Origin of the sequence: Halomonas sp. A020, assembly GCF_027943625.1 — a bacterium.
GTDB classification, from domain to species: domain Bacteria; phylum Pseudomonadota; class Gammaproteobacteria; order Pseudomonadales; family Halomonadaceae; genus Vreelandella; species Vreelandella piezotolerans.
Genome location: NZ_AP022850.1, coordinates 1,670,326 through 1,691,620 on the forward strand (window position 1 = coordinate 1,670,326; position 21,295 = coordinate 1,691,620).

The following is a 21,295-nucleotide window of genomic DNA, read 5'->3' on the forward strand; positions in this document are numbered from 1 at the left end:
GCATCCGCTGCCGGGGACGCCCAGCGTTACCAGCGGTGATGAGGTTGAAAAACCTCTTGTTTGTCAGGAAGTTAGAGCTCTGTGGTAGGTTGGTCAGATCGCTCGCTTCGCCCGCTGAAAACAGCGGTTGACAAACACCACGGAATGCGTAGAATACGCCTTCCTCGCTGAGGCAACACGGGTCAGGTCATCGAGCCCGCCGCAGCGATATTAAGAAAGTTGCTCTTTAACAATTTGATCAGGTAATTCATGTGGGCGCTTGCCGATGAGGGTGATAAATCACCTATTATCAAGGCAAGCGACTCGTCAAACAGGCTTCGGCCTAATGAATGAATTCGTTTGACCCTTGAGCCAAGTTTGGTTCGCTTCTGTTGCTTCGGTGACAGGTAAGAACCGCATTGATCTTAAACTGAAGAGTTTGATCATGGCTCAGATTGAACGCTGGCGGCAGGCCTAACACATGCAAGTCGAGCGGTAACAGATCCAGCTTGCTGGATGCTGACGAGCGGCGGACGGGTGAGTAATGCATAGGAATCTGCCCGGTAGTGGGGGATAACCTGGGGAAACCCAGGCTAATACCGCATACGTCCTACGGGAGAAAGGGGGCTTCGGCTCCCGCTATCGGATGAGCCTATGTCGGATTAGCTAGTTGGTGAGGTAACGGCTCACCAAGGCCACGATCCGTAGCTGGTCTGAGAGGATGATCAGCCACATCGGGACTGAGACACGGCCCGAACTCCTACGGGAGGCAGCAGTGGGGAATATTGGACAATGGGGGGAACCCTGATCCAGCCATGCCGCGTGTGTGAAGAAGGCCCTCGGGTTGTAAAGCACTTTCAGCGAGGAAGAACGCCTAGCGGTTAATACCCGCTAGGAAAGACATCACTCGCAGAAGAAGCACCGGCTAACTCCGTGCCAGCAGCCGCGGTAATACGGAGGGTGCAAGCGTTAATCGGAATTACTGGGCGTAAAGCGCGCGTAGGTGGCTTGATAAGCCGGTTGTGAAAGCCCCGGGCTCAACCTGGGAACGGCATCCGGAACTGTCAAGCTAGAGTGCAGGAGAGGAAGGTAGAATTCCCGGTGTAGCGGTGAAATGCGTAGAGATCGGGAGGAATACCAGTGGCGAAGGCGGCCTTCTGGACTGACACTGACACTGAGGTGCGAAAGCGTGGGTAGCAAACAGGATTAGATACCCTGGTAGTCCACGCCGTAAACGATGTCGACCAGCCGTTGGGTGCCTAGCGCACTTTGTGGCGAAGTTAACGCGATAAGTCGACCGCCTGGGGAGTACGGCCGCAAGGTTAAAACTCAAATGAATTGACGGGGGCCCGCACAAGCGGTGGAGCATGTGGTTTAATTCGATGCAACGCGAAGAACCTTACCTACTCTTGACATCCTGCGAATTTGGTAGAGATACCTTAGTGCCTTCGGGAACGCAGAGACAGGTGCTGCATGGCTGTCGTCAGCTCGTGTTGTGAAATGTTGGGTTAAGTCCCGTAACGAGCGCAACCCTTGTCCTTATTTGCCAGCGCGTAATGGCGGGAACTCTAAGGAGACTGCCGGTGACAAACCGGAGGAAGGTGGGGACGACGTCAAGTCATCATGGCCCTTACGAGTAGGGCTACACACGTGCTACAATGGTCGGTACAAAGGGTTGCCAACTCGCGAGAGTGAGCCAATCCCGAAAAGCCGATCTCAGTCCGGATCGGAGTCTGCAACTCGACTCCGTGAAGTCGGAATCGCTAGTAATCGTAGATCAGAATGCTACGGTGAATACGTTCCCGGGCCTTGTACACACCGCCCGTCACACCATGGGAGTGGACTGCACCAGAAGTGGTTAGCCTAACGCAAGAGGGCGATCACCACGGTGTGGTTCATGACTGGGGTGAAGTCGTAACAAGGTAGCCGTAGGGGAACCTGCGGCTGGATCACCTCCTTAACCGATGACTCATCCTCGCGGTAAGCGCTCACAATGAATTACCTGATCAGAATGCTGTCGTTACGCAGTGATAAGCGTTTTCTTCACATTAAAAAAAGAAAAAAGGTCTTTCCTTTTCTTTTGAAGTGAAAAAAGCATCCGCTTATCACTGCGCATAGCAGTCGCTCTTTAACAATGTATATCATGCTGACATGAACGTTTTATAACGTTCATACGTAATTGTTAAGTGATACGTCTCAAGCGTATCCGGCAATCGTTATCATTGCGAGACACCAGACCCCTTCGGGTTATAGGGTCAAGCAATGAAGCGCACACGGTGGATGCCTAGGCAGCCAGAGGCGATGAAAGACGTGGTAGCCTGCGATAAGGTTCGGTGAGGTGGCAAACGACCTGCGACCCGGACATCTCTGAATGGGGAAACCCACTCATCACAAGATGAGTATCTTGCGCTGAATCCATAGGCGTAAGAGGCGAACCAGGGGAACTGAAACATCTAAGTACCCTGAGGAAAAGAAATCAACCGAGATTCCCCTAGTAGCGGCGAGCGAACGGGGACCAGCCCTTAAGCGTGTGAAAGATTAGGCGAACAGACTGGGAAGTCTGGCCATAGCGGGTGATAGCCCCGTAGTCGAAAATCTGATCACGTGAAATCGAGTAGGTCGGGGCACGTGAAACCTTGACTGAAGACGGGGGGACCATCCTCCAAGGCTAAATACTCCTGGCTGACCGATAGTGAACCAGTACCGTGAGGGAAAGGCGAAAAGAACCCCGGAGAGGGGAGTGAAATAGATCCTGAAACCGTGTGCGTACAAGCAGTGGGAGCAGACTCGTTCTGTGACCGCGTACCTTTTGTATAATGGGTCAGCGACTTATATTCAGTGGCGAGCTTAACCGAATAGGGGAGGCGTAGGGAAACCGAGTCTTAACTGGGCGACCAGTCGCTGGATATAGACCCGAAACCGGGCGATCTATCCATGAGCAGGTTGAAGGTTGAGTAACATCAACTGGAGGACCGAACCAGGATCTGTTGAAAAAGATTTGGATGACTTGTGGATCGGAGTGAAAGGCTAATCAAGCCCGGAGATAGCTGGTTCTCCTCGAAAGCTATTTAGGTAGCGCCTCACGTATCACCGCCGGGGGTAGAGCACTGTTTCGGCTAGGGGGTCATCCCGACTTACCAACCCGAGGCAAACTCCGAATACCGGTGAGTGCGAGCGTGGGAGACACACGGCGGGTGCTAACGTCCGTCGTGAAAAGGGAAACAACCCAGACCGTCAGCTAAGGTCCCCAAATCCTGGTTAAGTGGGAAACGATGTGGGAAGGCTCAGACAGCTAGGAGGTTGGCTTAGAAGCAGCCATCCTTTAAAGAAAGCGTAATAGCTCACTAGTCGAGTCGGCCTGCGCGGAAGATGTAACGGGGCTAAACCAGGTACCGAAGCTACGGGTTCACACTATGTGTGAGCGGTAGAGGAGCGTCGTGTAAGCCGATGAAGGTGTGTTGAGAAGCATGCTGGAGGTATCACGAGTGCGAATGCTGACATGAGTAACGATAAAGGGAGTGAAAAACTCCCTCGCCGGAAGACCAAGGGTTTCTGTTCGACGCTAATCGGAGCAGAGTGAGTCGGCCCCTAAGGCGAGGCCGAAAGGCGTAGTCGATGGGAAACGGGTCAATATTCCCGTACCGGACATGATTGCGATGGGGGGACGGAGAAGGCTAGGTGAGCCAGGCGTTGGTTGTCCTGGTGAAAGTGAGTAGGCTGAGCGCTTAGGTAAATCCGGGTGCTCAAGGCCGAGACACGAAACGAAGACACTACGGTGTCGAAGTCATTGATGCCACGCTTCCAGGAAAAGCCTCTAAGCTTCAGATCATGTGCGACCGTACCCCAAACCGACACAGGTGGTCAGGGTGAGAATCCCAAGGCGCTTGAGAGAACTCGGGTGAAGGAACTAGGCAAAATGGTGCCGTAACTTCGGGAGAAGGCACGCCGGCATAGGGTGAGAGGACTTGCTCCTTCAGCCCGAACCGGTCGAAGATACCAGGTGGCTGCAACTGTTTAGTAAAAACACAGCACTCTGCTAACGCGCAAGCGGACGTATAGGGTGTGACGCCTGCCCGGTGCCGGAAGGTTAAGTGATGGTGTTAGGCCTCGGCCGACGCTCTTGATCGAAGCCCCGGTAAACGGCGGCCGTAACTATAACGGTCCTAAGGTAGCGAAATTCCTTGTCGGGTAAGTTCCGACCTGCACGAATGGCGTAATGATGGCCACGCTGTCTCCACCCGAGACTCAGTGAAATTGAAATCGCCGTGAAGATGCGGTGTACCCGCGGCTAGACGGAAAGACCCCGTGAACCTTTACTATAGCTTCACACTGGACGCTGATGTTGCCTGTGTAGGATAGCTGGGAGGCTTTGAAACCCGGACGCCAGTTCGGGTGGAGCCAACCTTGAAATACCAGCCTGGCATCATTGGCGTTCTCACTCAGGTCCGTGATCCGGATCGAGGACAGTGTGTGGTGGGTAGTTTGACTGGGGCGGTCTCCTCCCAAAGCGTAACGGAGGAGCACGAAGGTACCCTCAGCACGGTCGGACATCGTGCAATGAGTGCAAGAGCATAAGGGTGCTTGACTGCGAGACAGACACGTCGAGCAGGTGCGAAAGCAGGTTCTAGTGATCCGGTGGTTCTGTATGGAAGGGCCATCGCTCAACGGATAAAAGGTACTCCGGGGATAACAGGCTGATACCGCCCAAGAGTTCACATCGACGGCGGTGTTTGGCACCTCGATGTCGGCTCATCACATCCTGGGGCTGAAGTCGGTCCCAAGGGTATGGCTGTTCGCCATTTAAAGTGGTACGCGAGCTGGGTTTAGAACGTCGTGAGACAGTTCGGTCCCTATCTGCCGTGGGCGTTGGATGTTTGAGAAGAGCTGCTCCTAGTACGAGAGGACCGGAGTGGACGACCCTCTGGTGTTCCGGTTGTCACGCCAGTGGCATTGCCGGGTAGCTATGGTCGGACGGGATAACCGCTGAAAGCATCTAAGCGGGAAGCCCCCTTCAAGATGAGACATCCCTGAGACCTAGAGTCTCCTAAAGGGCCCAGCGAGACCAGCTGGTTGATAGGCACGGTGTGGAAGCGCTGCAAGGCGTTGAGCTAACGTGTACTAATGGCCCGTGAGGCTTGACCCTATAACACCCAAGGGGTCTGGTCGCCGTGATAACGATCGAGTGGACAGCCACTCGGAAAACCGGATACGCATTCGCCCGCCAAGACGCTGGCGGACATGAGACGATCACTTACCGCGTCAACGACGCACTCAGCATGATATGCATTACCCGTTACGCCTGACGACCATAGCACGCGTGAACCACCTGATCCCATGCCGAACTCAGAAGTGAAACCGCTTAGCGCCGATGGTAGTGTGGGGTCTCCCCATGCGAGAGTAGGTCATCGTCAGGCACTTATTACGAAACCCCGGCCATCTGGTCGGGGTTTTGCTTTTTAGGGGTCTCCCCCTGAAGAGTAGCGGAGCGCCGCCCGCCGGGTGGCCGGCCCGAACATAATCAGGCACTTATACCGCAAAGAACCCAGCCAATCGGCTGGGTTTTTTGTTGCGCGCTCGATAAGCGCGCCATTATTCAGGCCCTGAGTACGCTGTGCTCGGGGTTTTTTGCTATGCGTTTGAAACACTGCAAACGACTCGATCAACGATAGCCCATGCACAAAGCTTCCTTGAAACGGCTGTTTTAATAAATTAAATAACAAGGAGTTACTGCTTTGTAGTGGCGAGTGTACCGCACGACAACTAGTATGGTGTGGTACCTATCATTCAAGCAGCATCTCAGGAGGAGACGCGATATGAGTACCCCGTTGATGAAGAAGCTAGCGGTTGCCCTACTGATGGCCATGATGGTGGGCGGCTTAGCAGCCTGTGATAACCAGGGCCCTGCAGAAGAAGCAGGTGAGAGCATCGATGAAAGCATGGAAGATGCGGGTGAAAGCCTGGAGGAGATGGGCGAAAATATCGAAGAGTCGGCAGAGGAGTAAGTAAAAGGCTCTTTGCAGTATAGCGATACACCACCGATACAAAAACAGCCGCTGATAAGCGGCTGTTTTAGGTTTTGAGGCTTAAAATTTTAGGCTTGGGAAGTGGTCAGGCGAGTTGTCATTATGCACCTGGGTTTTGCTCGATACCCTGTAAGTACCAAGGCGCTTGGTCGCGCATGCTGCGAGTCAGGTGCCAGGTTTCGTTGAACTCGGTTTGTTCACCGTTTTCGTCCAAGATACCGTGGAAAATCACGGTCGCTTCAGCATACCCCTCATACTCGTTAACATCCCCAAGTTCGGCAAATAGTTTCACCACCTCGGTCTGATTGTTAGCAGGCTGTTCGGCACGCTCTTGACGCAGCAGGTTATAAAGTTCAGGGGTCACATACTCCTGTATTTTACTGAAATCGTTATTATCCCAAGCGCGTTGGAGTGTCATAAAGTGCTCTTTCGCACCTCCTAGGAAGCGCTCTTTATCAAACCAGGCGGGGGTACTCTGCAAACCGCTTGCTAAGCTCCCAGGGGTTGCTTTGAAGTGGCTGGTCGATGCATGCGGCATCTCTTGACGCTCACGCTGATAGCCATGCGTCACGGATGCGGGTCGACGCTGCCGCATGAAGGCTCGGAAGGCGACAATAGCCAGCACGGCAACGCCCGCCATGACAAGCAGGTCCATTAAGCGTAGCTCGTCGAACGCCCCGCCGAAAAACAGCGCCGCCAGCAAGCCGCCCGCCAGCAAACCACCCATCATGCCCCCCATGCCGCCGCGGCGGGCAGCACTCGCGGCGCCTGCCTGTTGCTGGGTGCCTTGAGCCTGTTGTTGTGCGGGCGTGCTGGCTGGACGATCAGCGGAGCGTGACACGCTACCCATACTGCTGCCACCGCCTAGGCGGCGTGCCTCTGCGTGTTCGATGGCGGCGCTAACGCCCATAACGCTCACCAATAGCATCACAAAGAATTGCCTTAACATGTTGATTCTCCAATAAGGATGCAGGGAATGCCAAATGCTTCGGTGCGAAGCAGATAGAAAAGGTTGGGCTGTCAGTTTACCGTGTAATACCTCGCCTAGGTGATGGTAAGCGCTGTTATAAAGACAAAAAAAGGAGCGAAAAGTGCGTTTAGATCAGTCTCGAAGCGTCCTATTGATGATCGATTTTCAAGCCGGTTTGCTGCCCGTCATCGAGGGTGGCGAGGCGGCGATTAAAGAGGCTGCTTGGCTTGCCGGTATTGCCGGTGCTTTGCAGGTGCCGGTATGGCTAACCGAGCAGTATCCTGAGCGGCTGGGTGGCACTACACCGACGCTGTTGGAGGGCTTGGGAACGCACGAGCTGTGGCAAAAGCGGCATTTTAGTGCGACAGAAGAGGAGTCGTTTAGTCAGGCGCTGGCCGCGCTTGGACGCAAGCAGGTGATCGTGTGCGGTACCGAAGCGCACATCTGCGTACTGCAGAGCGCGCTGGGGCTGTTGGAGGCGGGGTATCAAGTATTTTGGCTGAGTGAAGCCACCGCCAGTCGCCGGTCGGATGAGGCGCGCCTTGCTCGTCAGCGTGCGTGTGCCAATGGGGCGGTGGCGGTGTCCGCGGATATGGTGGCCTATGAGTGGCTCCACCGCTGTGATACGGCCACTTTTAAAGAGATTCATCGCCGGTTTTTAAAGCCAAGGTCGGCTCAAGCGGTCACCTTTTATTGATCTTAACGATCCGTTTCGCGACGGGTGAACACGAGCGTATCGCCTTCGGAGGCGGCGGAATCGAAACGGTAGCCTGCCACATCGAAGTCTTTGAGCGCTTCGGGGTCATTGATCTGCTGTCGAATGATCCAAGCGCTCATCAACCCGCGCGCTTTTTTCGCATAGAAACTGATGATTTTGAACGTGCCGTTTTTCTCATCCTTGAAGACGGGAGTGATCACTCGGGCATCCAGCTTCTTAGCTTCGATGGCTTTGAAGTATTCGTTGGAGGCTAGGTTCACAAGCACTTTCGACCCACTCTCGGCAATCGCACTGTTCAGCGCAGGTGTCAGGAGGGGCTTCCAATAAGCGTAAAGATCCTTGCCCGCATCGTTGGGCAGTTTGGTACCCATTTCCAAGCGGTAGGCCTGGATCAAGTCCAGCGGACGCAGCAAACCATAGAGACCCGATAAAATACGCAAATGCTGCTGGGCAAACTGATTGTCCGCATCGCTGAAGGTCTCGGCTTCCAGACCCGCGTAGACGTCTCCCTGAAACGCCTGCACGGCAGGTTTGGCGTTGTCCAGCGAGAAAGGGGGCTGCCACTCGGCAAAGCGAGCCGCGTTCAGGCCTGCTAGCTTGTCACTGATGCCCATTAGGTCGCTGATTTGCTGAGGGGAGTAGCCGCGTAGAATATCGATCAGCGGCTGGCTGTGTTCGAGGAAATCCGGTTGTGTGACGTTTTGGGTCGTCGGAGGTGTTTCAAAATCCAGCGTTTTGGCGGGGGAAATGACGCTCAGCATGGCGTGCTCCTTGTGCCGTGACAAAAGGGGGCCGCGGAACGCGGCCACAATATGGATAGTGAGATTATATCAAGCCTTGGCGGCAGCCGAGGCTATCGACACGATAGGAGCCGTTAGGGGCAGGGGTTCGGCATGCGGCGGTGGATATCGTCGATGGCAGTCAACACATCGTCGTCGAGCTTCAGGCCCTCGCTGGCGAGGTTGCTCTCCAACTGCTCCATGGTCGTGGCACCAATGATGTTGCTGGTCAGGAAGCTGCGCGAATTGACGAATGCCAGCGCCATTTGCGCGGGGTCGAGCCCATGCGCGTTGGCCAGATCGACGTAGGCTTGTGTCGCGGCGTCGGCTTCGGGCGACGTATAGCGTTTGAAGCGCTCATAGAGCGTCAAGCGGCCTTTTGGCGGCTGGGCGCCGTTGAGATACTTACCGGACAGCACGCCAAACCCCAGCGGCGAGTAGGCCAGTAACCCGACGTCTTCGCGATGGGCAATTTCTGCCAAGCCTACTTCGAACGAGCGGTTCAACAGATTGTAAGGGTTTTGTATGGAGGCAACGCGGGGCAGGCCCAGTTGATCAGAGAGCTGAAGCATCCGCATGACGCCCCAGGGCGTTTCATTGGAGAGACCGATGGCGCGAATCTTCCCAGCATCGACCAGCTCTTTCAGAGCGGAAAGCGTCTCTTCCAGCGGGGTGGCGTCTTCCTGCTCCGCGTGGGTGTAGCCGAGTTTGCCAAAAAAGTTGGTGTGACGATCAGGCCAGTGCAATTGGTACAGATCGACATAGTCCGTTTGCAGGCGCTCAAGGCTGGTGTCGATAGCTTGGTGGAGATGGTTGCGGCTCATCTTAGGGCCGCCGCGAATGTGTTCTAAACCTGGGCCTGCCGCTTTGGTGGCAATGATCACATCGTCGCGAGCACCGCGAGCGTTTAGCCAACTGCCGATATAGGCTTCCGTCCGGCCTTGCGTCTCTGCCTTTGGCGGAACCGGGTACATTTCTGCCGTGTCGATAAAGTTGATACCGAACGCGACCGCGCGGTCGAGCTGCTCATGAGCCTCGGCTTCGCTGTTCTGTTCACCAAAGGTCATCGTGCCTAGACAGAGTCGGCTGACCTCCATCCCGGTTCTCCCCAGTGGGCGCGTTTGCATGCTTGTCTCCTCGCTTAGGCAAAAACGTGGCTGGAAAATGAGCGATGCCTATCGACGTTACCAGCCTGTGGGAGGCATGTTAGCGAGGCTCTACAAAAGCAGCAAATCAAGAGGGTTGAGTCAGGACGACGGCAGGCGTATGCTTGCCAGCCCATTGACCGGCCAAGCGCCGGTTTATCGTATGGTTAGCCATCGTGGAAGGTGAGATGGTTAGCCGAAGGTCTCAACAGATAGGCAGGGTGGTTTGCCATGCCGCAGGCATCATCGTTGTTTACCCGGTTGGAGTTTCGTCTCGCCGAGCAGCTGTTTCACACCCGTTGGTTACTTCCGCGTTCACCGCGCACGCAGCGTCTCACCATGCGACTGTTCAAGCGGTGTGCCGAAGCGGGGCACCCGGATGCACAGTCGATCTATGGGCACATGTTGTTCCACCGCAGCTTGTCGCCACAGGATAAAGCGCGTGGCGCGCGCTACGTACTGGAAGCGGCCCAGGCAGGCGATGTAAAGTCACAGTATCAGGTGGCACAAATTCATGAGCACGGCTGTGTGCAGTATCCTCGCCGTGAGGATTATGCGGTGACGTGGTACGCCCGTGCAGCGCAGGCAGGCCACTATCTGGCAGCGGATCGCCTGGCGCGTGCCTACCGCTTGGGCGAGCTAGGCTTAGCCGTGGATCATGAACAAGCCGACTACTGGCAGCGTATGGCCGAGCGGCAGCCTGCGGCGGAAATGGCCGCCGCCTGAGCCCCGTACCCGGTGGCGATATAGAAAAGAGGAAATCAGTGTCCGAGACGCTACCTACAGTGCTAGATATTGAAGCGTCCGGATTCGGGCGCGGCAGCTATCCGATCGAGGTGGGCATCGCCCGCGCCGACGGTAGCTGCTGCGCGTTTCTTATTCAGCCGTTGGATGAGTGGGTGCATTGGGACCCCAAAGCAGAGCTTCTGCATGGCATCTCTCGCGAGCGGCTGATGAAAGAGGGCTACCCAGTGCGCCAAGTGGCCCAGTGGCTCAACGACGAGCTGCGGGAGCTAGGTAAGGCGTACAGCGATAGCTGGGGCTACGATAATACGTGGCTATCGTTGCTGTTCCACCATGCTGGTATGTTGCCCCGTTTTCGCCTGGAAGCGCTACGCATTCTGCTTAGTGAAGAGCAGCAGGCGTTGTGGAGTGATACCAAAGAGGCCGTCGTGGCAGAGCGAGGCATCCACCGCCATCGTGCCGGAGAAGATGCCCGTTTGCTCCAGCTTACCTATCAGCGCACTCGCACGCTGACCCTCAAAGCCTAACCGCGTCTCGACGTTAATCCAACTGGGCTTCAAGGGCATCCAATAGAAGATCGGGCGTCGAAGCATCAAGCAGCATGTCACGGGTCGTTTGGGCCAGAAAGCCGTGGCTAACCGTGCTATCCAAAAAGGCTAGCAGGGGCGCGTAAAAGCCTTCGGTATCTAGCAGCCCCATTGGTTTGTCATGGAGCCCCAAATAGCCCCAGGTCCAGATTTCGAATAGCTCCTCGAACGTACCAATACCGCCCGGTAGAGCAATGAAGGCATCGGCATTCGCTGCCATAGTGGCTTTACGCTCGTGCATATTGGGCACGCGAATCAGTTCCGTTAAGCCAAAGTGCGCCTGTTCACGCTCGACCAAGTGATCCGGCATCACGCCGATCACGTGACCTCCTGCTTCCAGCGCCGCATTGGCCAACTCTCCCATGAGCCCAACGCGTGCGCCGCCATATACCAATGTATGCCCGCGCTGCCCAAGGCTCGTGCCGAGGGTGTGCGCGGCTTGGCGAAAGGCCGGGCTGTTACCTTCCCGAGAACCAAGGTAAACACAAATACGTGACATCGTCAGGGCGTCCTTATCGCAGAGAGATCTGATGACAGCGGTTCAATTCGCACGCGGCGCTAGGCCAAGCAGCGCTGAACGTCGTAGTGCTCGTCCATCCACTGGCCGATGACATTGTGGCCGCATAGGTGGTGAGCGTACTGGGTGTGTAGGCAGCGCACCTGCTGCCAATTACTGATACCGCCCACGCCGCGCTCGGTGAGTACATCGGTGTAGCCCAAGCGACCCACCTCTTCGCGCTGAGCCTCGCTCATCGAGCGCCAGCGGGCGTCGACGTAGTCGCGGTGGCTTTGCTGATAAGCGGCGAGAAATGCCGGCTCTTCCTGCAAGCGCTGCTCTAGAGACTTGATCACGCCCACGGCTTCGATGCGCGAGATCTCGATTTTCAGCAGGTCCGAGCAGAGCCAGTAAAGCGTGGGGAAAGGTTTGCCATCCACGATCGGCGCCATACGCAGTACGAGTGGCGTGCCTTGGGCGTCAGTGGCTGCAACGGCTTCGATACCGCGAGGCGCGCGCCCGAGCTGTTGAGTAATGATCGCCAGCTGGCGCTCGTCGGGGGCTTGGTCGGTACGAATTACCATTGTGTAGCAGTCTCACTTTCGGTCGTCTTGAACAAATTTAGTCGAGCGGCCAACGGCGCGGAAAAAGCAGCGGTTGAGCTGTTCAGGAGAGGCGACGTAGCGCCACTTCTCTTCGCAATACTCGGCGGCGCGCGCCATCAGCACGTCGTAGAGTCGATTGAACGGGGCATCATAATCGTAGGGGTCCGCGCCGAACAAGCGGATATGCGGGTAATCGGCGAAGCGCTCCATGAAGTAGCGTTCTAGGTCGGCTTCCACGGCGCGATGCTGCGCCGTGTTATCAGGATCTATCCAGAGATTGTAGCGGATGGCCATGGTGACTCCTGGAAGGCCCCGCCATGTTAGGCGGGCAAAATTAAGCGGAAGCGGGCGCCGTTTCTAAATGCGCCGATAAAGCCTCGCGAAGAGCACCCTCGATGGGAACGGCTCGCTTCTCCTGATGATCGTACTGCACCATCACCGTATGGCCCAGATTGGTTAGCGTACCATGCTGCCGGGCTTCCTGGGTGACGGTAAACGAGCTATTGCCCAGCCGGGTCAAGTAGGTACGAATTTCGATGTCGTGGCCGTAAAACAGTTCAGCGCGATAGTCCACTTCCATACGTGCCATGATCAGTCGCCACTGTTTAGGATTCAGGTCGGGCGTGAACAACTTGAAGAGATCGTTACGCGCCAGCTCGAACCATGCGGGGAGGCGTGTGTTGTTGATATGGCCCAACGCATCGGTATCGTAAAAGGCGGGTTCTATGGTGCGAGTAAACATGACGCGATCCTTGTTATTAGTGTGTAAAGTGAGCCCGACCCAGCATTAACCCAAGCGAGCGCTTGGTCAAGTGTTGCGGCGCTGATACCAAGCCGTCAACTGCATCCAGCCAAGCAGCCATAGCGTGGCGGCGAGAAACCCCGCCAGCGTTCCCCAAAAAAGCCCTAGCGAGCTGTAAGTATACGAAACGCATAGGGTGTAGCTCAGCAGCGAGCCAAGGCCGGCGGGATAGTGCTTGATGACCGTCGCCACGGGCGCGTGGCCGTGCCCCACGTGAAGGATCAGTAAAAACGGCAGCATCGTTACCGGAAACGCCGCCAGCGTGCCGGCCCATTCGGGCGGCAGCCAGTGGGCAGTGCGCGTAATGGCAAACACGATGAGCGTCGCTAGCCCAGCCCGTGCCGCCAAAGCGGGCCACGAAAAGGCGCGTCTAGCGCTACTCTTCACATCCGGTATGGCGCGAAACAGCCAGCTGAAGACGCCAATGGCGCACAGTGTGACCAGCGTGCCGGTAAGGCGTGTGAAGCTGAATTGGGCGAGCAGCGTACTCACCGCAAGCCAAGCCGCAAAGCCTCCTAGCAGACCGCCCATCACCCCTTTGAGGCCGGTCTGGCGGCCTGCGACGAGATAACCCGCGCCCAGCGCCATGGTGGCGGTAAACCCTGCTAAGGTATGCACGGCGCTTTGAGTGGCAAAGGTGGGCGATATCTCCAAGCCGATAAAAAACAGCGCCAGGGCCGTACCGAGCGGATAGCCCGATAGTAGCCCAGCAATGCGAGGGCTAGCCCGTACGGCGATGGTGCCCAACCCCAGCACCATGCTGACGGAGAGGCCAAACTTGGCCAGTTGCCAAGTGAGTGGAACGTCTACCATGCGGCGTTTTCCTTTCGTTATTATATCGATGTGAACATAGCGCTAGCGTGATCGGCGCAGTGGGTATGTACCACCGTGACATTATTTGTCTGGGAGGCTCGTTGCCGTGACCCATTCATCAGATTCAGGCGCCCATGCGCTCTCCCCGCCGCCCAAACCCGATGGCTGTGAGCTGTGCCAGCGTGCATCGGCCTTGACCAAACATCATCTCATTCCGCGCACGCTGCACAACAAGCCGCGTTATCAAAAGCGTCATACACGCGAAGAGCGACTCACGGCCATCGTGTGGCTTTGCCACCCTTGCCATAAGCATATCCACCGACTGTATAGCGAGCGTGAGCTAGCCGATCGTTTTGCCAACCTGGAGGCGCTGAAGGGCGATGCCGATATTCGTGCTTTCGTGGAGTGGCTGGCCACCAAGCCTGCTGGCTTCAAGCCCAAATCGCCCGTGCGCAAGCGGCGCTAGGCTAGACCAGTCTAAGCCCCTGCTGGTCGCGCCAAGCGGCTTCTAGTGCCTCCGCAAGCGGTTCGACGAGGTGGCTAGGCAGCGCAGTGCGGGCGGCGTCGAGTGACTCGAACGAGCGGTTGCGCAGCCAACAGTAGGCCCAGGCGCAGGCTTCCTCGTCGCTTTGCGGGGTAGGCCTAGCAGGCATTTGATTGAGCAGAAAGACGGCCGTCCGCGGTGCCCAGAGAGGCATCTCGCCCTGCGTGTCTTGGCTCCACTGCTCCAGCGTGGCCCCGTTTGGCGTGGCATCGGGGGTGCCCAGTTTGGCGACCCGGGCGGTCTCCGCCAGAATCAGCGCGAGCTGGTCGGCGTCTGCCTGACCCAGCGAGCGCCACTGCCGCAACAGCGCCGACAGGCCTGCGCGCATCTTGGTATAAAAGTCATCTTGCGGCATGCTCAGTGTCTACTCCCGTAGAAATAAGTGAGATCTGTTATGGCGTTCGATTTTGCCACGCCCGTGGAAAGGCGCGCTCCCGAAGGACAGTATGCCTCGCAGAAGTGGCACCGCTACGCGGCGGACGTGCTGCCGCTGTGGGTCGCCGATATGGACTTTCACTCGCCGCCCGCGGTGATCGACGCGCTCCAGCGACGGGTCGCTCACGGCGTTTACGGCTACGGCGAAGTGCCCACCACGCTGAGTGAGGCGCTGTGTCAATGGAGCGCTCATCACTATGCGTGGTCCATTGAACCCGAATGGCAGCAGTGGCTGCCGGGCGTGGTGCCTGCACTGCACTTTGCCGCCATGGCCTTGACGCAGCCTGGCGAGGGTGTGCTCACCATCGCGCCGATCTACCCGCCTTTTCTGGCCGTGGCCGAACGCACCGGGCGGCTAGCGCAACGGGCGATGTTAGCGGAGCCTGCTGCCCCTGGCGAGCCTTGGCGGCTGGATATCGAGGCGCTGGAAGCGGCCATCACCCCGCAGACTCGGCTGCTGCTCTGGTGTCATCCGCATAACCCGACCGGGCGCGTATGGACGCTCCAGGAACTCGAACAGCTCGCTGCTCTGGTCGAGCGCCACGATTTATGGGTGGTCTCCGACGAGCTGCACTGTGATTTGCTGCTGGACGAAGGCGCTCGCCACCGCCCCCTGGCGGCGCTATTTCCGGAGCTGGCCAAACGCACGATCACGCTGTGGGCACCTTCGAAAACCTTCAATCTTGCCGGGCTCACCAGCGCCTGCGCGATCATTCCCGATCCGGCACTACGCCGCCGATTTGCCGAGGCTACCAAAGGCTTTTTGCCGGACGGCAACGTGTTGGGCCTGGTTGCAGCCGAGGCGGCCTATCGCGAGGGCGAGCCCTGGCGTCAGGCGCTATTGGACGTGTTGCGTAGCCACCGTGCCACGCTCGAGGCGCGTGTGGCCACGTGGTCCGGCGTATCGATGAGTGCGCCGTCGTCGACCTATTTGGCGTGGCTAGACATGCGTGAGGCAGGCTTGGGTGACTCCCCGGCGCGCACGCTCTTGCAGCAAGCAGGGGTAGCGCTCTCTGAGGGGGCGGCGTTTGGCTGCCCCGGCTTCGTGCGGCTCAATTTCGGCACCACCGCTTCCCAACTGGAAGCGGCGTTATCACGGATGGATACGCTGCTAAAAGCGTAACGTTGCCTTCGTCAGGCGATATCAATAGAGCAGGGCGAACAGCTTGCGGCGGTAAGTGACCGTGAGAGGATGGTCAGCCCCTAGCGCATCGAAGACCTGCAGCAGCGTTTTGCGGGCCGCGTCGTCGTTATAGGCGCGGTCCTGCTTCATCAATGCCAGCAGAGCATCGAGGCCTACATCGTACTGACCATCGGCCACGTGACGCAGCGCCCGCTGGTACTGCGCTTCGCTGTCGGTCCGATCACCCAGCGCGGCGATCTCCTCCGCTGAGAGCGCCTGTTCGCTGAACTCGATGCTGGCGCGCACGCCACGGGCCGGCGCCGCATCGCGCTCCTCTGGCGGCAGGTTATCCAGCACGCTACGCGCTTCGTCGCCGCGCCCCTCCGCCACTAGCGTTTTGGCAAAACCAATGTGGTACGCGTAATGCTCTGGGTATTGCCCCATCAGCGTTTGATAAATTTCCCGCGCGCCTGCTGCATCGCCCGCGCTCAAGGCTTCCTCTGCTTGCTCTTCGGGACTGGGCGGGGCGTCACCGGGGGCAGGGAAGTAGCGGTTGAGCCACTCACGAACTTCTTTCTCTGGCAGGGCACCCTGGAAGCTATCCACCAGGCCGCCCTGGCTCACTAGCTTCACGTCTGGTACCGAACGCACACCCAACTGGCCTGCGATTTCTGGATTCGCCTCGACATCCAGCGTCGCCAGCAAAAACGCGCCGCCATACTCAATGGCCAGCTTTTCGAGTACCGGCATGAGGTTTTTGCACGGCTCGCACCAGGGCGCCCAGCAATCCAGCAGTACCGGCACCTGCATCGAGGCTTCCAACACTTGCTGAATGTTGCCCGCATTGAGTTCAATGATGACCTCCTCGCGCGTTACGCTAGGGCGCTCGCCGCCAGTAGGCGTGCTATTGCTTGCGACAGGATCGGCAGTCAACGGGTTGCCGGTACGGGGATCGATAATCGACATGGGTAAACTCTGCTTCGCATGAAAAAGGTTACCTCATGATATGCAGGCACCCGCCCAGGGATTCAAGGAAATGAAAGGAAATAAAGCGCTGAGTCCGACGCGCTCTACCACCAATGCTAGACGTGACGCACACAAAAAAGCCGACTCTCGAAAGAATCGGCTTTTTCTATGTTGGGTAGCGGGGTCCGGATGTGAACCGATGACCTTCCTGGGGTGATAAAGCGCTGAGCCCGACGCGCTCTACCACCAATGCTAGGCGTGATGCACACAAAAAAGCCGACTCTCGAAAGAATCGGCTGTTTCTATGTTGGGTAGTGGGGTCCGGATGTGAACCGATGACCTTCCTGGGGTGATAAAGCGCTGAGCCCGACGCGCTCTACCACCAATGCTAGGCGTGATGCACACAAAAAAGCCGACTCTCGAAAGAATCGGCTTTTTCTATGTTTGGTAGCGGGGACCGGATTTGAACCGATGACCTTCGGGTTATGAGCCCGACGAGCTACCAGACTGCTCCACCCCGCATCAACGTGGGGCGTATTCTACGTATTTATGGCAATAAGTCAACCCCTTCGATAAAACGTTTCCTTGCTGGTGGTCAGCTTCATCGTGCTGCAACATTGAAAGAGTAAAGCTATGCTTTCAATAGGCATAACAAAAAGCTTACTGTCGGTGTGTCGCCCAAGAGAACACGCGGCATGCCGTGAGTGAAAGAAGCGTGAAAGCGCTCATTCAAAGTGGCTTGCGACGCCATAACAGTGCTTAAAGTCCAAGCCATTTGTCATATCAGGGAGGTAGTCAATGGCCAATCAAGCCCCCGTCGCCTGGGTAACTGGTGGAACTGGTGGAATCGGAACGGCAATTTGCCGTTCGTTGGCGGATGCGGGTTATTTGGTAGTGGCGGGGTATCACAATCCCGACAAGGCCAAGACCTGGTTAGAAGCGCAAAAAGCCGACGGCTATAACAACATCGCGCTATCGGGTGTTGATTTATCCGACCACAATGCCTGCGTCGAAGGTGCCCGTGAGATCCATGAAACGCATGGTCCGATCAGCGTGCTGGTCAACTGTGCCGGTATCACTCGCGATGGCACCATGAAGAAAATGTCCTACGAGCAGTGGTATCAGGTCATCGATACCAACTTGAACAGTGTGTTCAATACCTGCCGCAGCGTTATCGAGATGATGTTGGAGAACGGCTACGGTCGCATCATCAACATCTCTTCCATCAACGGTCGCAAAGGACAGTTCGGGCAGGTGAACTACGCCGCAGCCAAAGCGGGGATGCACGGGTTGACCATGTCGTTGGCGCAAGAAACGGCGACCAAGGGCATTACCGTAAACACCGTCTCGCCTGGCTATATCGCCACCGATATGATCATGAAAATTCCGGAGCAGGTGCGCGAAGCGATTCGTGAAACGATTCCGGTCAAGCGCTACGGCACTCCCGAAGAGATTGGCCGCTTGGTGACCTTCCTGGCCGATAAAGAGTCCGGCTTCATTACAGGCGCCAACATCGATATCAACGGTGGCCAATTCATGGGCTAAGCCCCCGACATCCCCCACGTTCTCTTTCCACAAGAAAGAGAACGCAAAACGGGAGGCGATCTGCCTCCCGTTTGCTATTTAGCGACTAGGTACGCTCCGGTTAGGGTTGCGGTGGGCGCGCTAAACGGCCCAGTAGGTTGTCCAACTCGTTGACTTCCTGCTGCCAAAGACGTTTTGGCATAGGGCCGAGGGCCAAGAGGTCGACCAGCACCTCCTCTAGTTCGTCTGCTTTGCTGCGTTCAGCGTTCAGGCCATTATTCAAACGCTCTACTTGAATGGCAAGCCTTAGCGGTTCGTCCCGCTGCTTGACGCTGCCGAGAGCAAGCAGTGAGAGATGGACACGCAGGCGTGCCAACTGCTCCTCAACGTCGTCCTGCTGTGCGCTGGAGAGAGGCTGCGTGGTAGACGAACGGACCTCGTTACGGCGCTGGTGCGCATCGCGATACGTAGTGGGCAGAGGCGCGGTCAGCACGCCAGCGGCGTCCACCGTCTGAGCATCTTCACCACTGAGTGCCCGATGGTCCGCTGCCAGATGTGCATTGATCAGGGGCAGTAGCGCATGCCACTGCTGCACCTTGTCGACGACTTCAAGGCGGCTCAAGCGTTCCCGTTTTGCACGCAAGATGCCGCCAAGCCGTTTCTGCATGCCGTCGCTTCGGCGGTTGCGGGGCAGCGGCTCTAGCTGCTGAAGACGGGCAAGGTAAGCCTCTAGCCGCTCGGCCTCATTGGCGTGGGCGGGTTGCCAGCTATCCATGTCATCAATGAGATGCTGAAGCTGGTCGAGCGTTTGCTGTTGCCGAGCGGCTTGCTCCTGTTTTTGAGCGTCGCGCTGCGCAAAAAGCTGGTCACAGGCGCTACGAAAGGTCTTCCAGAGCGCTTGTTCGTCACCCTTTGGCGCCCGCCCGAGTGACCGCCACTGCTGCTGTAGCCGCTTGGTGTGAGCAATACGCGTTGCCAGCGGCTGCTCGGAATCGTTCTGCAACGCCTGTACCTGCTCGATCATTGAACGTTTTTGCGCTGCGATTTGCTCGGCGCGCTGGTCGATCAGTGCTTGAAGGCGGTGACGAATCGCACCAAATCGGCGGCCAATGGCTTCGGAGTGCTCTCGGGGGATGGGAGAGTAGTGGCGCCATTGGTGACGTGCTTTGTCACGGATCTCCCGCAGCACGTCGGGGTCTGCATCCTCGGCGGGCTGAGCCAGCAGCGTTTCAAGCTGCTCACAGAGTGCCTCGCGGCCACGCAAGTTGGCCTCGCGCTCTTGGTCGAGCTGGTCACGCCAGGGCGCTAAGCGCTCATGAATACGATCAGACGCTGCCCGAAAGCGCGCGGATTGCTCTCTATTGGCTGCCGCATCGCCCAGTGCTTTCCACTCCTTTACGAGCTGGCGGTGATGACGGTCCAGCGCCGATTCGGCCATATGAGGATCGTCGGCCAAGGCTTCGATACTGGCGCAGAGCTGCTCACGCTTGGGACCTGCCACAAAACCGCGCCAGTCGCGCAGCTCGGCAAGCCGCGCGCCAAGATGTTTCAAGCGACGCTTGAGCGGCTTGGCCTCTTCGTCCGTGAGGGCATCGAAGGTGGGCTTCAAACGTTGGTGGAGGCGGCTGGCGCTCTTGAACGCGCCGCGCTCTAGCAGGTGCTCGAAGTTATCGAGCTCACCCTCAAGCGCATCGTGCGACACCTCTGGGCTTGCGGGGGCCGCTTGCCGAGACGCTAGCTGTTTTTGCGCCTGAGCCAGAAGCGCAGGTGGGGTCAGGGCCTCGGGCCAGCGGCATGCGTTGACATGCTTTGACAACGCTTGATCATCGCTATTGGCCAGGGCGCGCTCCACCGCAGGGCATTGTGCTTGCCAGCGCTGCCACGCTTCCATACTCTGCTCGTACTGCGCCAGCGCTTGGCTGTAACGTTGCTGCGTGACTTCGTTAGGAGGATGAAGGTCAGACAGCGCCTGCCAGCGCTGACCCAAAAGCTGACGCTGGGCGCGCAGGCTGTCGATATCCTGGGCGGTCAGTTCCTCGGCCTGGGTGAGGCCTTCTAAGGTTTCTTCTAACCCCTCCAGCAGATGGTCACGCGTACTATCCGCTTCAGCGCGGCGGGCTAGGCGCTGTTGATGCGCCTGTTCCTGGGTTTCGTGATCGTGCAGCGTTTTACGGCATCCCAGCATGGCTTGCTGGAAACGCTGCTCTTGGCTGATGCTGGGCGGATGATTGAGCTGCTGCCACTCGCGCTCCAAGTGGCGCAAACGGCCGCCGTAAAGTGGCTCCCACGGGGCACGGGCGTGCTGCTCCAACTGCCTCAATAGGTGCTCGCGCTGTTCCTGTTGCTCTTCTAACCACTGTTCGTCGTTACGCCGCTGGGTGAGCTGCTCCTTCGCAAAACGTATGATTTGGCGGTCGCGACGCGCCTCTTTCAATAGCCGCTTGAGCGACTCCTCGCTATCGATACGCTGCGCTGCCTGATGGCGTACCGCTGCTACGCTATTGTGGCACGCTTGGTGGACTAGATCGGCTTCATTGCTCAACTGTTCAACGGCGATGAGTCGCAGGCCTAGATTGTCGCCCTGCAGCGCAATCGCGTTGAGCAGTCGTTGGTCGCTCAGCAACGCCACCTGGGCTTGGCGCTGCTGTAGGTCGCTATGCCCCTCGGCACCCGTGAGCCGCTGACACACCGCGTTGAACCATGACTCGTTCTCCTGATGCGGCGGATAGGCAGCCAGCAGTTTTTCGATATCGTCGAGCGCAAGCAGGGCCGCGAGCTGGATGTCGCTGTCGCTATCGCTGGCCAGAGAGAGTAGGGCCTCCCGCTGCTCTGAGTGCTGCGGGTCGAGGGATTGAAGTGCCTTGCGGCGCACCTCGGGATCGGGGTGTTGCCACCGAGGAGCGAACAGGCGTCGTAACAGTCCGTGCATGGATCATCCTGCTGTGAGGTGCGGAACGTGAAAAAAATCAGACATCGATGAGCAGGCGGTTGCAGTCCTCGTCGCTGTCGCTTAGCTTTGCCTTAGCGCGGTGAGTTCTCCAG

At 57.5% G+C, this 21,295-nt stretch carries 18 protein-coding genes, 1 tRNA gene and 3 rRNA genes; 10 read left to right on the plus strand and 12 right to left on the minus strand.

All coding sequences use genetic code 11. The features are described 5' to 3' along the window. Positions 1-406: 406 nt before the first annotated feature. From FRH_RS07810 to FRH_RS07825, 4 genes are all read left to right on the plus strand, one after another. Positions 407-1,939 (plus strand): 16S ribosomal RNA (locus FRH_RS07810). Between the two features lie 293 nt (positions 1,940-2,232). Next, positions 2,233-5,122: ribosomal RNA gene (locus FRH_RS07815) — 23S ribosomal RNA — on the plus strand. A 155-nt stretch (positions 5,123-5,277) separates the two neighbouring features. Then, a 5S ribosomal RNA gene (gene rrf, locus FRH_RS07820) occupies positions 5,278-5,393 on the plus strand. The 16S, 23S and 5S rRNA genes sit together here, the layout of an rRNA operon. Before the next feature lie 399 nt (positions 5,394-5,792). Further along, positions 5,793-5,981, plus strand: coding sequence for a hypothetical protein (locus tag FRH_RS07825; protein ID WP_139528229.1), 189 nt, complete (start codon positions 5,793-5,795; stop codon positions 5,979-5,981). A gap of 121 nt (positions 5,982-6,102) precedes the next feature. On the opposite strand, the gene FRH_RS07830 is transcribed toward FRH_RS07825, so the two are convergent. Next, on the minus strand, positions 6,103-6,951 hold the full coding sequence (locus FRH_RS07830) for a Tim44-like domain-containing protein (RefSeq protein WP_139528230.1): 849 nt from the start codon (positions 6,949-6,951) through the stop codon (positions 6,103-6,105). A 142-nt stretch (positions 6,952-7,093) separates the two neighbouring features. On the opposite strand from FRH_RS07830, the gene FRH_RS07835 reads away from it, so the two are divergent. Then, a complete protein-coding gene (locus FRH_RS07835; RefSeq protein WP_153844033.1) occupies positions 7,094-7,669 on the plus strand; it encodes an isochorismatase family protein in 576 nt (191 codons plus the stop codon). Positions 7,670-7,671: 2 nt separating this feature from the next. Here the strand turns inward: FRH_RS07835 and yaaA are convergent, their stop codons facing one another. Both yaaA and FRH_RS07845 read right to left on the minus strand, forming a co-directional pair. Next, positions 7,672-8,451 (minus strand): peroxide stress protein YaaA, encoded by a 780-nt coding sequence (yaaA, locus tag FRH_RS07840; RefSeq protein WP_139528232.1) that lies wholly within the window; start codon positions 8,449-8,451, stop codon positions 7,672-7,674. Between the two features lie 113 nt (positions 8,452-8,564). Further along, on the minus strand, positions 8,565-9,596 hold the full coding sequence (locus FRH_RS07845; protein WP_139528233.1) for an NADP(H)-dependent aldo-keto reductase: 1,032 nt from the start codon (positions 9,594-9,596) through the stop codon (positions 8,565-8,567). A 249-nt stretch (positions 9,597-9,845) separates the two neighbouring features. Between FRH_RS07845 and FRH_RS07850 the strand changes: the two genes are divergently transcribed. Continuing rightward, entirely contained in the window at positions 9,846-10,340 is a 495-nt protein-coding gene (locus tag FRH_RS07850; protein ID WP_139528234.1) for a tetratricopeptide repeat protein, read from the plus strand. Between the two features lie 38 nt (positions 10,341-10,378). Further along, complete coding sequence (locus tag FRH_RS07855; protein WP_139528235.1) at positions 10,379-10,885, plus strand: hypothetical protein; 507 nt, start codon at positions 10,379-10,381, stop codon at positions 10,883-10,885. A gap of 13 nt (positions 10,886-10,898) precedes the next feature. Here FRH_RS07855 and FRH_RS07860 read toward each other — a convergent pair whose 3' ends face one another. The 5 genes from FRH_RS07860 to FRH_RS07880 all read right to left on the minus strand — a co-directional run bounded on the left by FRH_RS07860 (position 10,899) and on the right by FRH_RS07880 (position 13,661). Next, positions 10,899-11,444 carry a TIGR00730 family Rossman fold protein gene (locus FRH_RS07860; protein ID WP_139528236.1) on the minus strand — a complete coding sequence of 182 codons (546 nt, stop codon included), beginning with the start codon at positions 11,442-11,444 and terminating at the stop codon, positions 10,899-10,901. A gap of 59 nt (positions 11,445-11,503) precedes the next feature. Then, positions 11,504-12,025, minus strand: coding sequence for a DUF501 domain-containing protein (locus FRH_RS07865; protein WP_139528237.1), 522 nt, complete (start codon positions 12,023-12,025; stop codon positions 11,504-11,506). 12 nt (positions 12,026-12,037) lie between these two features. Next, on the minus strand, positions 12,038-12,340 hold the full coding sequence (locus tag FRH_RS07870; RefSeq protein ID WP_139528238.1) for a hypothetical protein: 303 nt from the start codon (positions 12,338-12,340) through the stop codon (positions 12,038-12,040). Positions 12,341-12,380: 40 nt separating this feature from the next. Then, positions 12,381-12,788, minus strand: coding sequence for a thioesterase family protein (locus FRH_RS07875; RefSeq protein ID WP_139528239.1), 408 nt, complete (start codon positions 12,786-12,788; stop codon positions 12,381-12,383). 66 nt (positions 12,789-12,854) lie between these two features. Then, positions 12,855-13,661: a hypothetical protein gene (locus FRH_RS07880; protein WP_239295776.1), complete on the minus strand. Its 807-nt coding sequence runs from the start codon at positions 13,659-13,661 to the stop codon at positions 12,855-12,857. Positions 13,662-13,767: 106 nt separating this feature from the next. Here FRH_RS07880 and FRH_RS07885 point away from each other — a divergent pair, with 106 nt between their 5' ends. Further along, complete coding sequence (locus FRH_RS07885) at positions 13,768-14,127, plus strand: hypothetical protein (RefSeq protein WP_139528241.1); 360 nt, start codon at positions 13,768-13,770, stop codon at positions 14,125-14,127. A gap of 1 nt (position 14,128) precedes the next feature. Here FRH_RS07885 and FRH_RS07890 read toward each other — a convergent pair whose 3' ends face one another. Beyond that, entirely contained in the window at positions 14,129-14,560 is a 432-nt protein-coding gene (locus FRH_RS07890) for a hypothetical protein (protein WP_153844037.1), read from the minus strand. 39 nt (positions 14,561-14,599) lie between these two features. Here FRH_RS07890 and FRH_RS07895 point away from each other — a divergent pair, with 39 nt between their 5' ends. Further along, positions 14,600-15,763, plus strand: coding sequence for a PatB family C-S lyase (locus FRH_RS07895; protein ID WP_153844038.1), 1,164 nt, complete (start codon positions 14,600-14,602; stop codon positions 15,761-15,763). Positions 15,764-15,784: 21 nt separating this feature from the next. Here the strand turns inward: FRH_RS07895 and FRH_RS07900 are convergent, their stop codons facing one another. Further along, a complete protein-coding gene (locus FRH_RS07900) occupies positions 15,785-16,729 on the minus strand; it encodes a co-chaperone YbbN (RefSeq protein WP_153844039.1) in 945 nt (314 codons plus the stop codon). 445 nt (positions 16,730-17,174) lie between these two features. Continuing rightward, positions 17,175-17,251, minus strand: a tRNA-Met gene (locus FRH_RS07905). 276 nt (positions 17,252-17,527) lie between these two features. Here FRH_RS07905 and phbB point away from each other — a divergent pair. Then, positions 17,528-18,274: an acetoacetyl-CoA reductase gene (phbB, locus tag FRH_RS07910; RefSeq protein ID WP_139528264.1), complete on the plus strand. Its 747-nt coding sequence runs from the start codon at positions 17,528-17,530 to the stop codon at positions 18,272-18,274. A 100-nt stretch (positions 18,275-18,374) separates the two neighbouring features. Here phbB and FRH_RS07915 read toward each other — a convergent pair whose 3' ends face one another. Further along, the gene (locus FRH_RS07915) at positions 18,375-21,182 is read right to left on the minus strand and encodes a DUF349 domain-containing protein (RefSeq protein ID WP_139528265.1); all 2,808 of its coding nucleotides are present in this window, start codon (positions 21,180-21,182) and stop codon (positions 18,375-18,377) included. Between the last annotated feature and the right edge of the window lie 113 nt (positions 21,183-21,295).

What these genes read in the sequence shown, in the direction of transcription:
- FRH_RS07895 (WP_153844038.1), top strand. Translation starts at nt 14,600, where the DNA reads ATGGCGTTCGATTTTGCCACGCCCGTGGAAAGGCGCGCTCCCGAAGGA.
- FRH_RS07880 (WP_239295776.1), bottom strand. Translation starts at nt 13,661, where the DNA reads ATGGTAGACGTTCCACTCACTTGGCAACTGGCCAAGTTTGGCCTCTCC.
- FRH_RS07900 (WP_153844039.1), bottom strand. Translation starts at nt 16,729, where the DNA reads ATGTCGATTATCGATCCCCGTACCGGCAACCCGTTGACTGCCGATCCT.
- FRH_RS07865 (WP_139528237.1), bottom strand. Translation starts at nt 12,025, where the DNA reads ATGGTAATTCGTACCGACCAAGCCCCCGACGAGCGCCAGCTGGCGATC.
- FRH_RS07875 (WP_139528239.1), bottom strand. Translation starts at nt 12,788, where the DNA reads ATGTTTACTCGCACCATAGAACCCGCCTTTTACGATACCGATGCGTTG.
- phbB (WP_139528264.1), top strand. Translation starts at nt 17,528, where the DNA reads ATGGCCAATCAAGCCCCCGTCGCCTGGGTAACTGGTGGAACTGGTGGA.
- FRH_RS07825 (WP_139528229.1), top strand. Translation starts at nt 5,793, where the DNA reads ATGAGTACCCCGTTGATGAAGAAGCTAGCGGTTGCCCTACTGATGGCC.
- FRH_RS07890 (WP_153844037.1), bottom strand. Translation starts at nt 14,560, where the DNA reads ATGCCGCAAGATGACTTTTATACCAAGATGCGCGCAGGCCTGTCGGCG.
- FRH_RS07850 (WP_139528234.1), top strand. Translation starts at nt 9,846, where the DNA reads ATGCCGCAGGCATCATCGTTGTTTACCCGGTTGGAGTTTCGTCTCGCC.
- yaaA (WP_139528232.1), bottom strand. Translation starts at nt 8,451, where the DNA reads ATGCTGAGCGTCATTTCCCCCGCCAAAACGCTGGATTTTGAAACACCT.
- FRH_RS07845 (WP_139528233.1), bottom strand. Translation starts at nt 9,596, where the DNA reads ATGCAAACGCGCCCACTGGGGAGAACCGGGATGGAGGTCAGCCGACTC.
- FRH_RS07860 (WP_139528236.1), bottom strand. Translation starts at nt 11,444, where the DNA reads ATGTCACGTATTTGTGTTTACCTTGGTTCTCGGGAAGGTAACAGCCCG.
- FRH_RS07915 (WP_139528265.1), bottom strand. Translation starts at nt 21,182, where the DNA reads ATGCACGGACTGTTACGACGCCTGTTCGCTCCTCGGTGGCAACACCCC.
- FRH_RS07830 (WP_139528230.1), bottom strand. Translation starts at nt 6,951, where the DNA reads ATGTTAAGGCAATTCTTTGTGATGCTATTGGTGAGCGTTATGGGCGTT.
- FRH_RS07870 (WP_139528238.1), bottom strand. Translation starts at nt 12,340, where the DNA reads ATGGCCATCCGCTACAATCTCTGGATAGATCCTGATAACACGGCGCAG.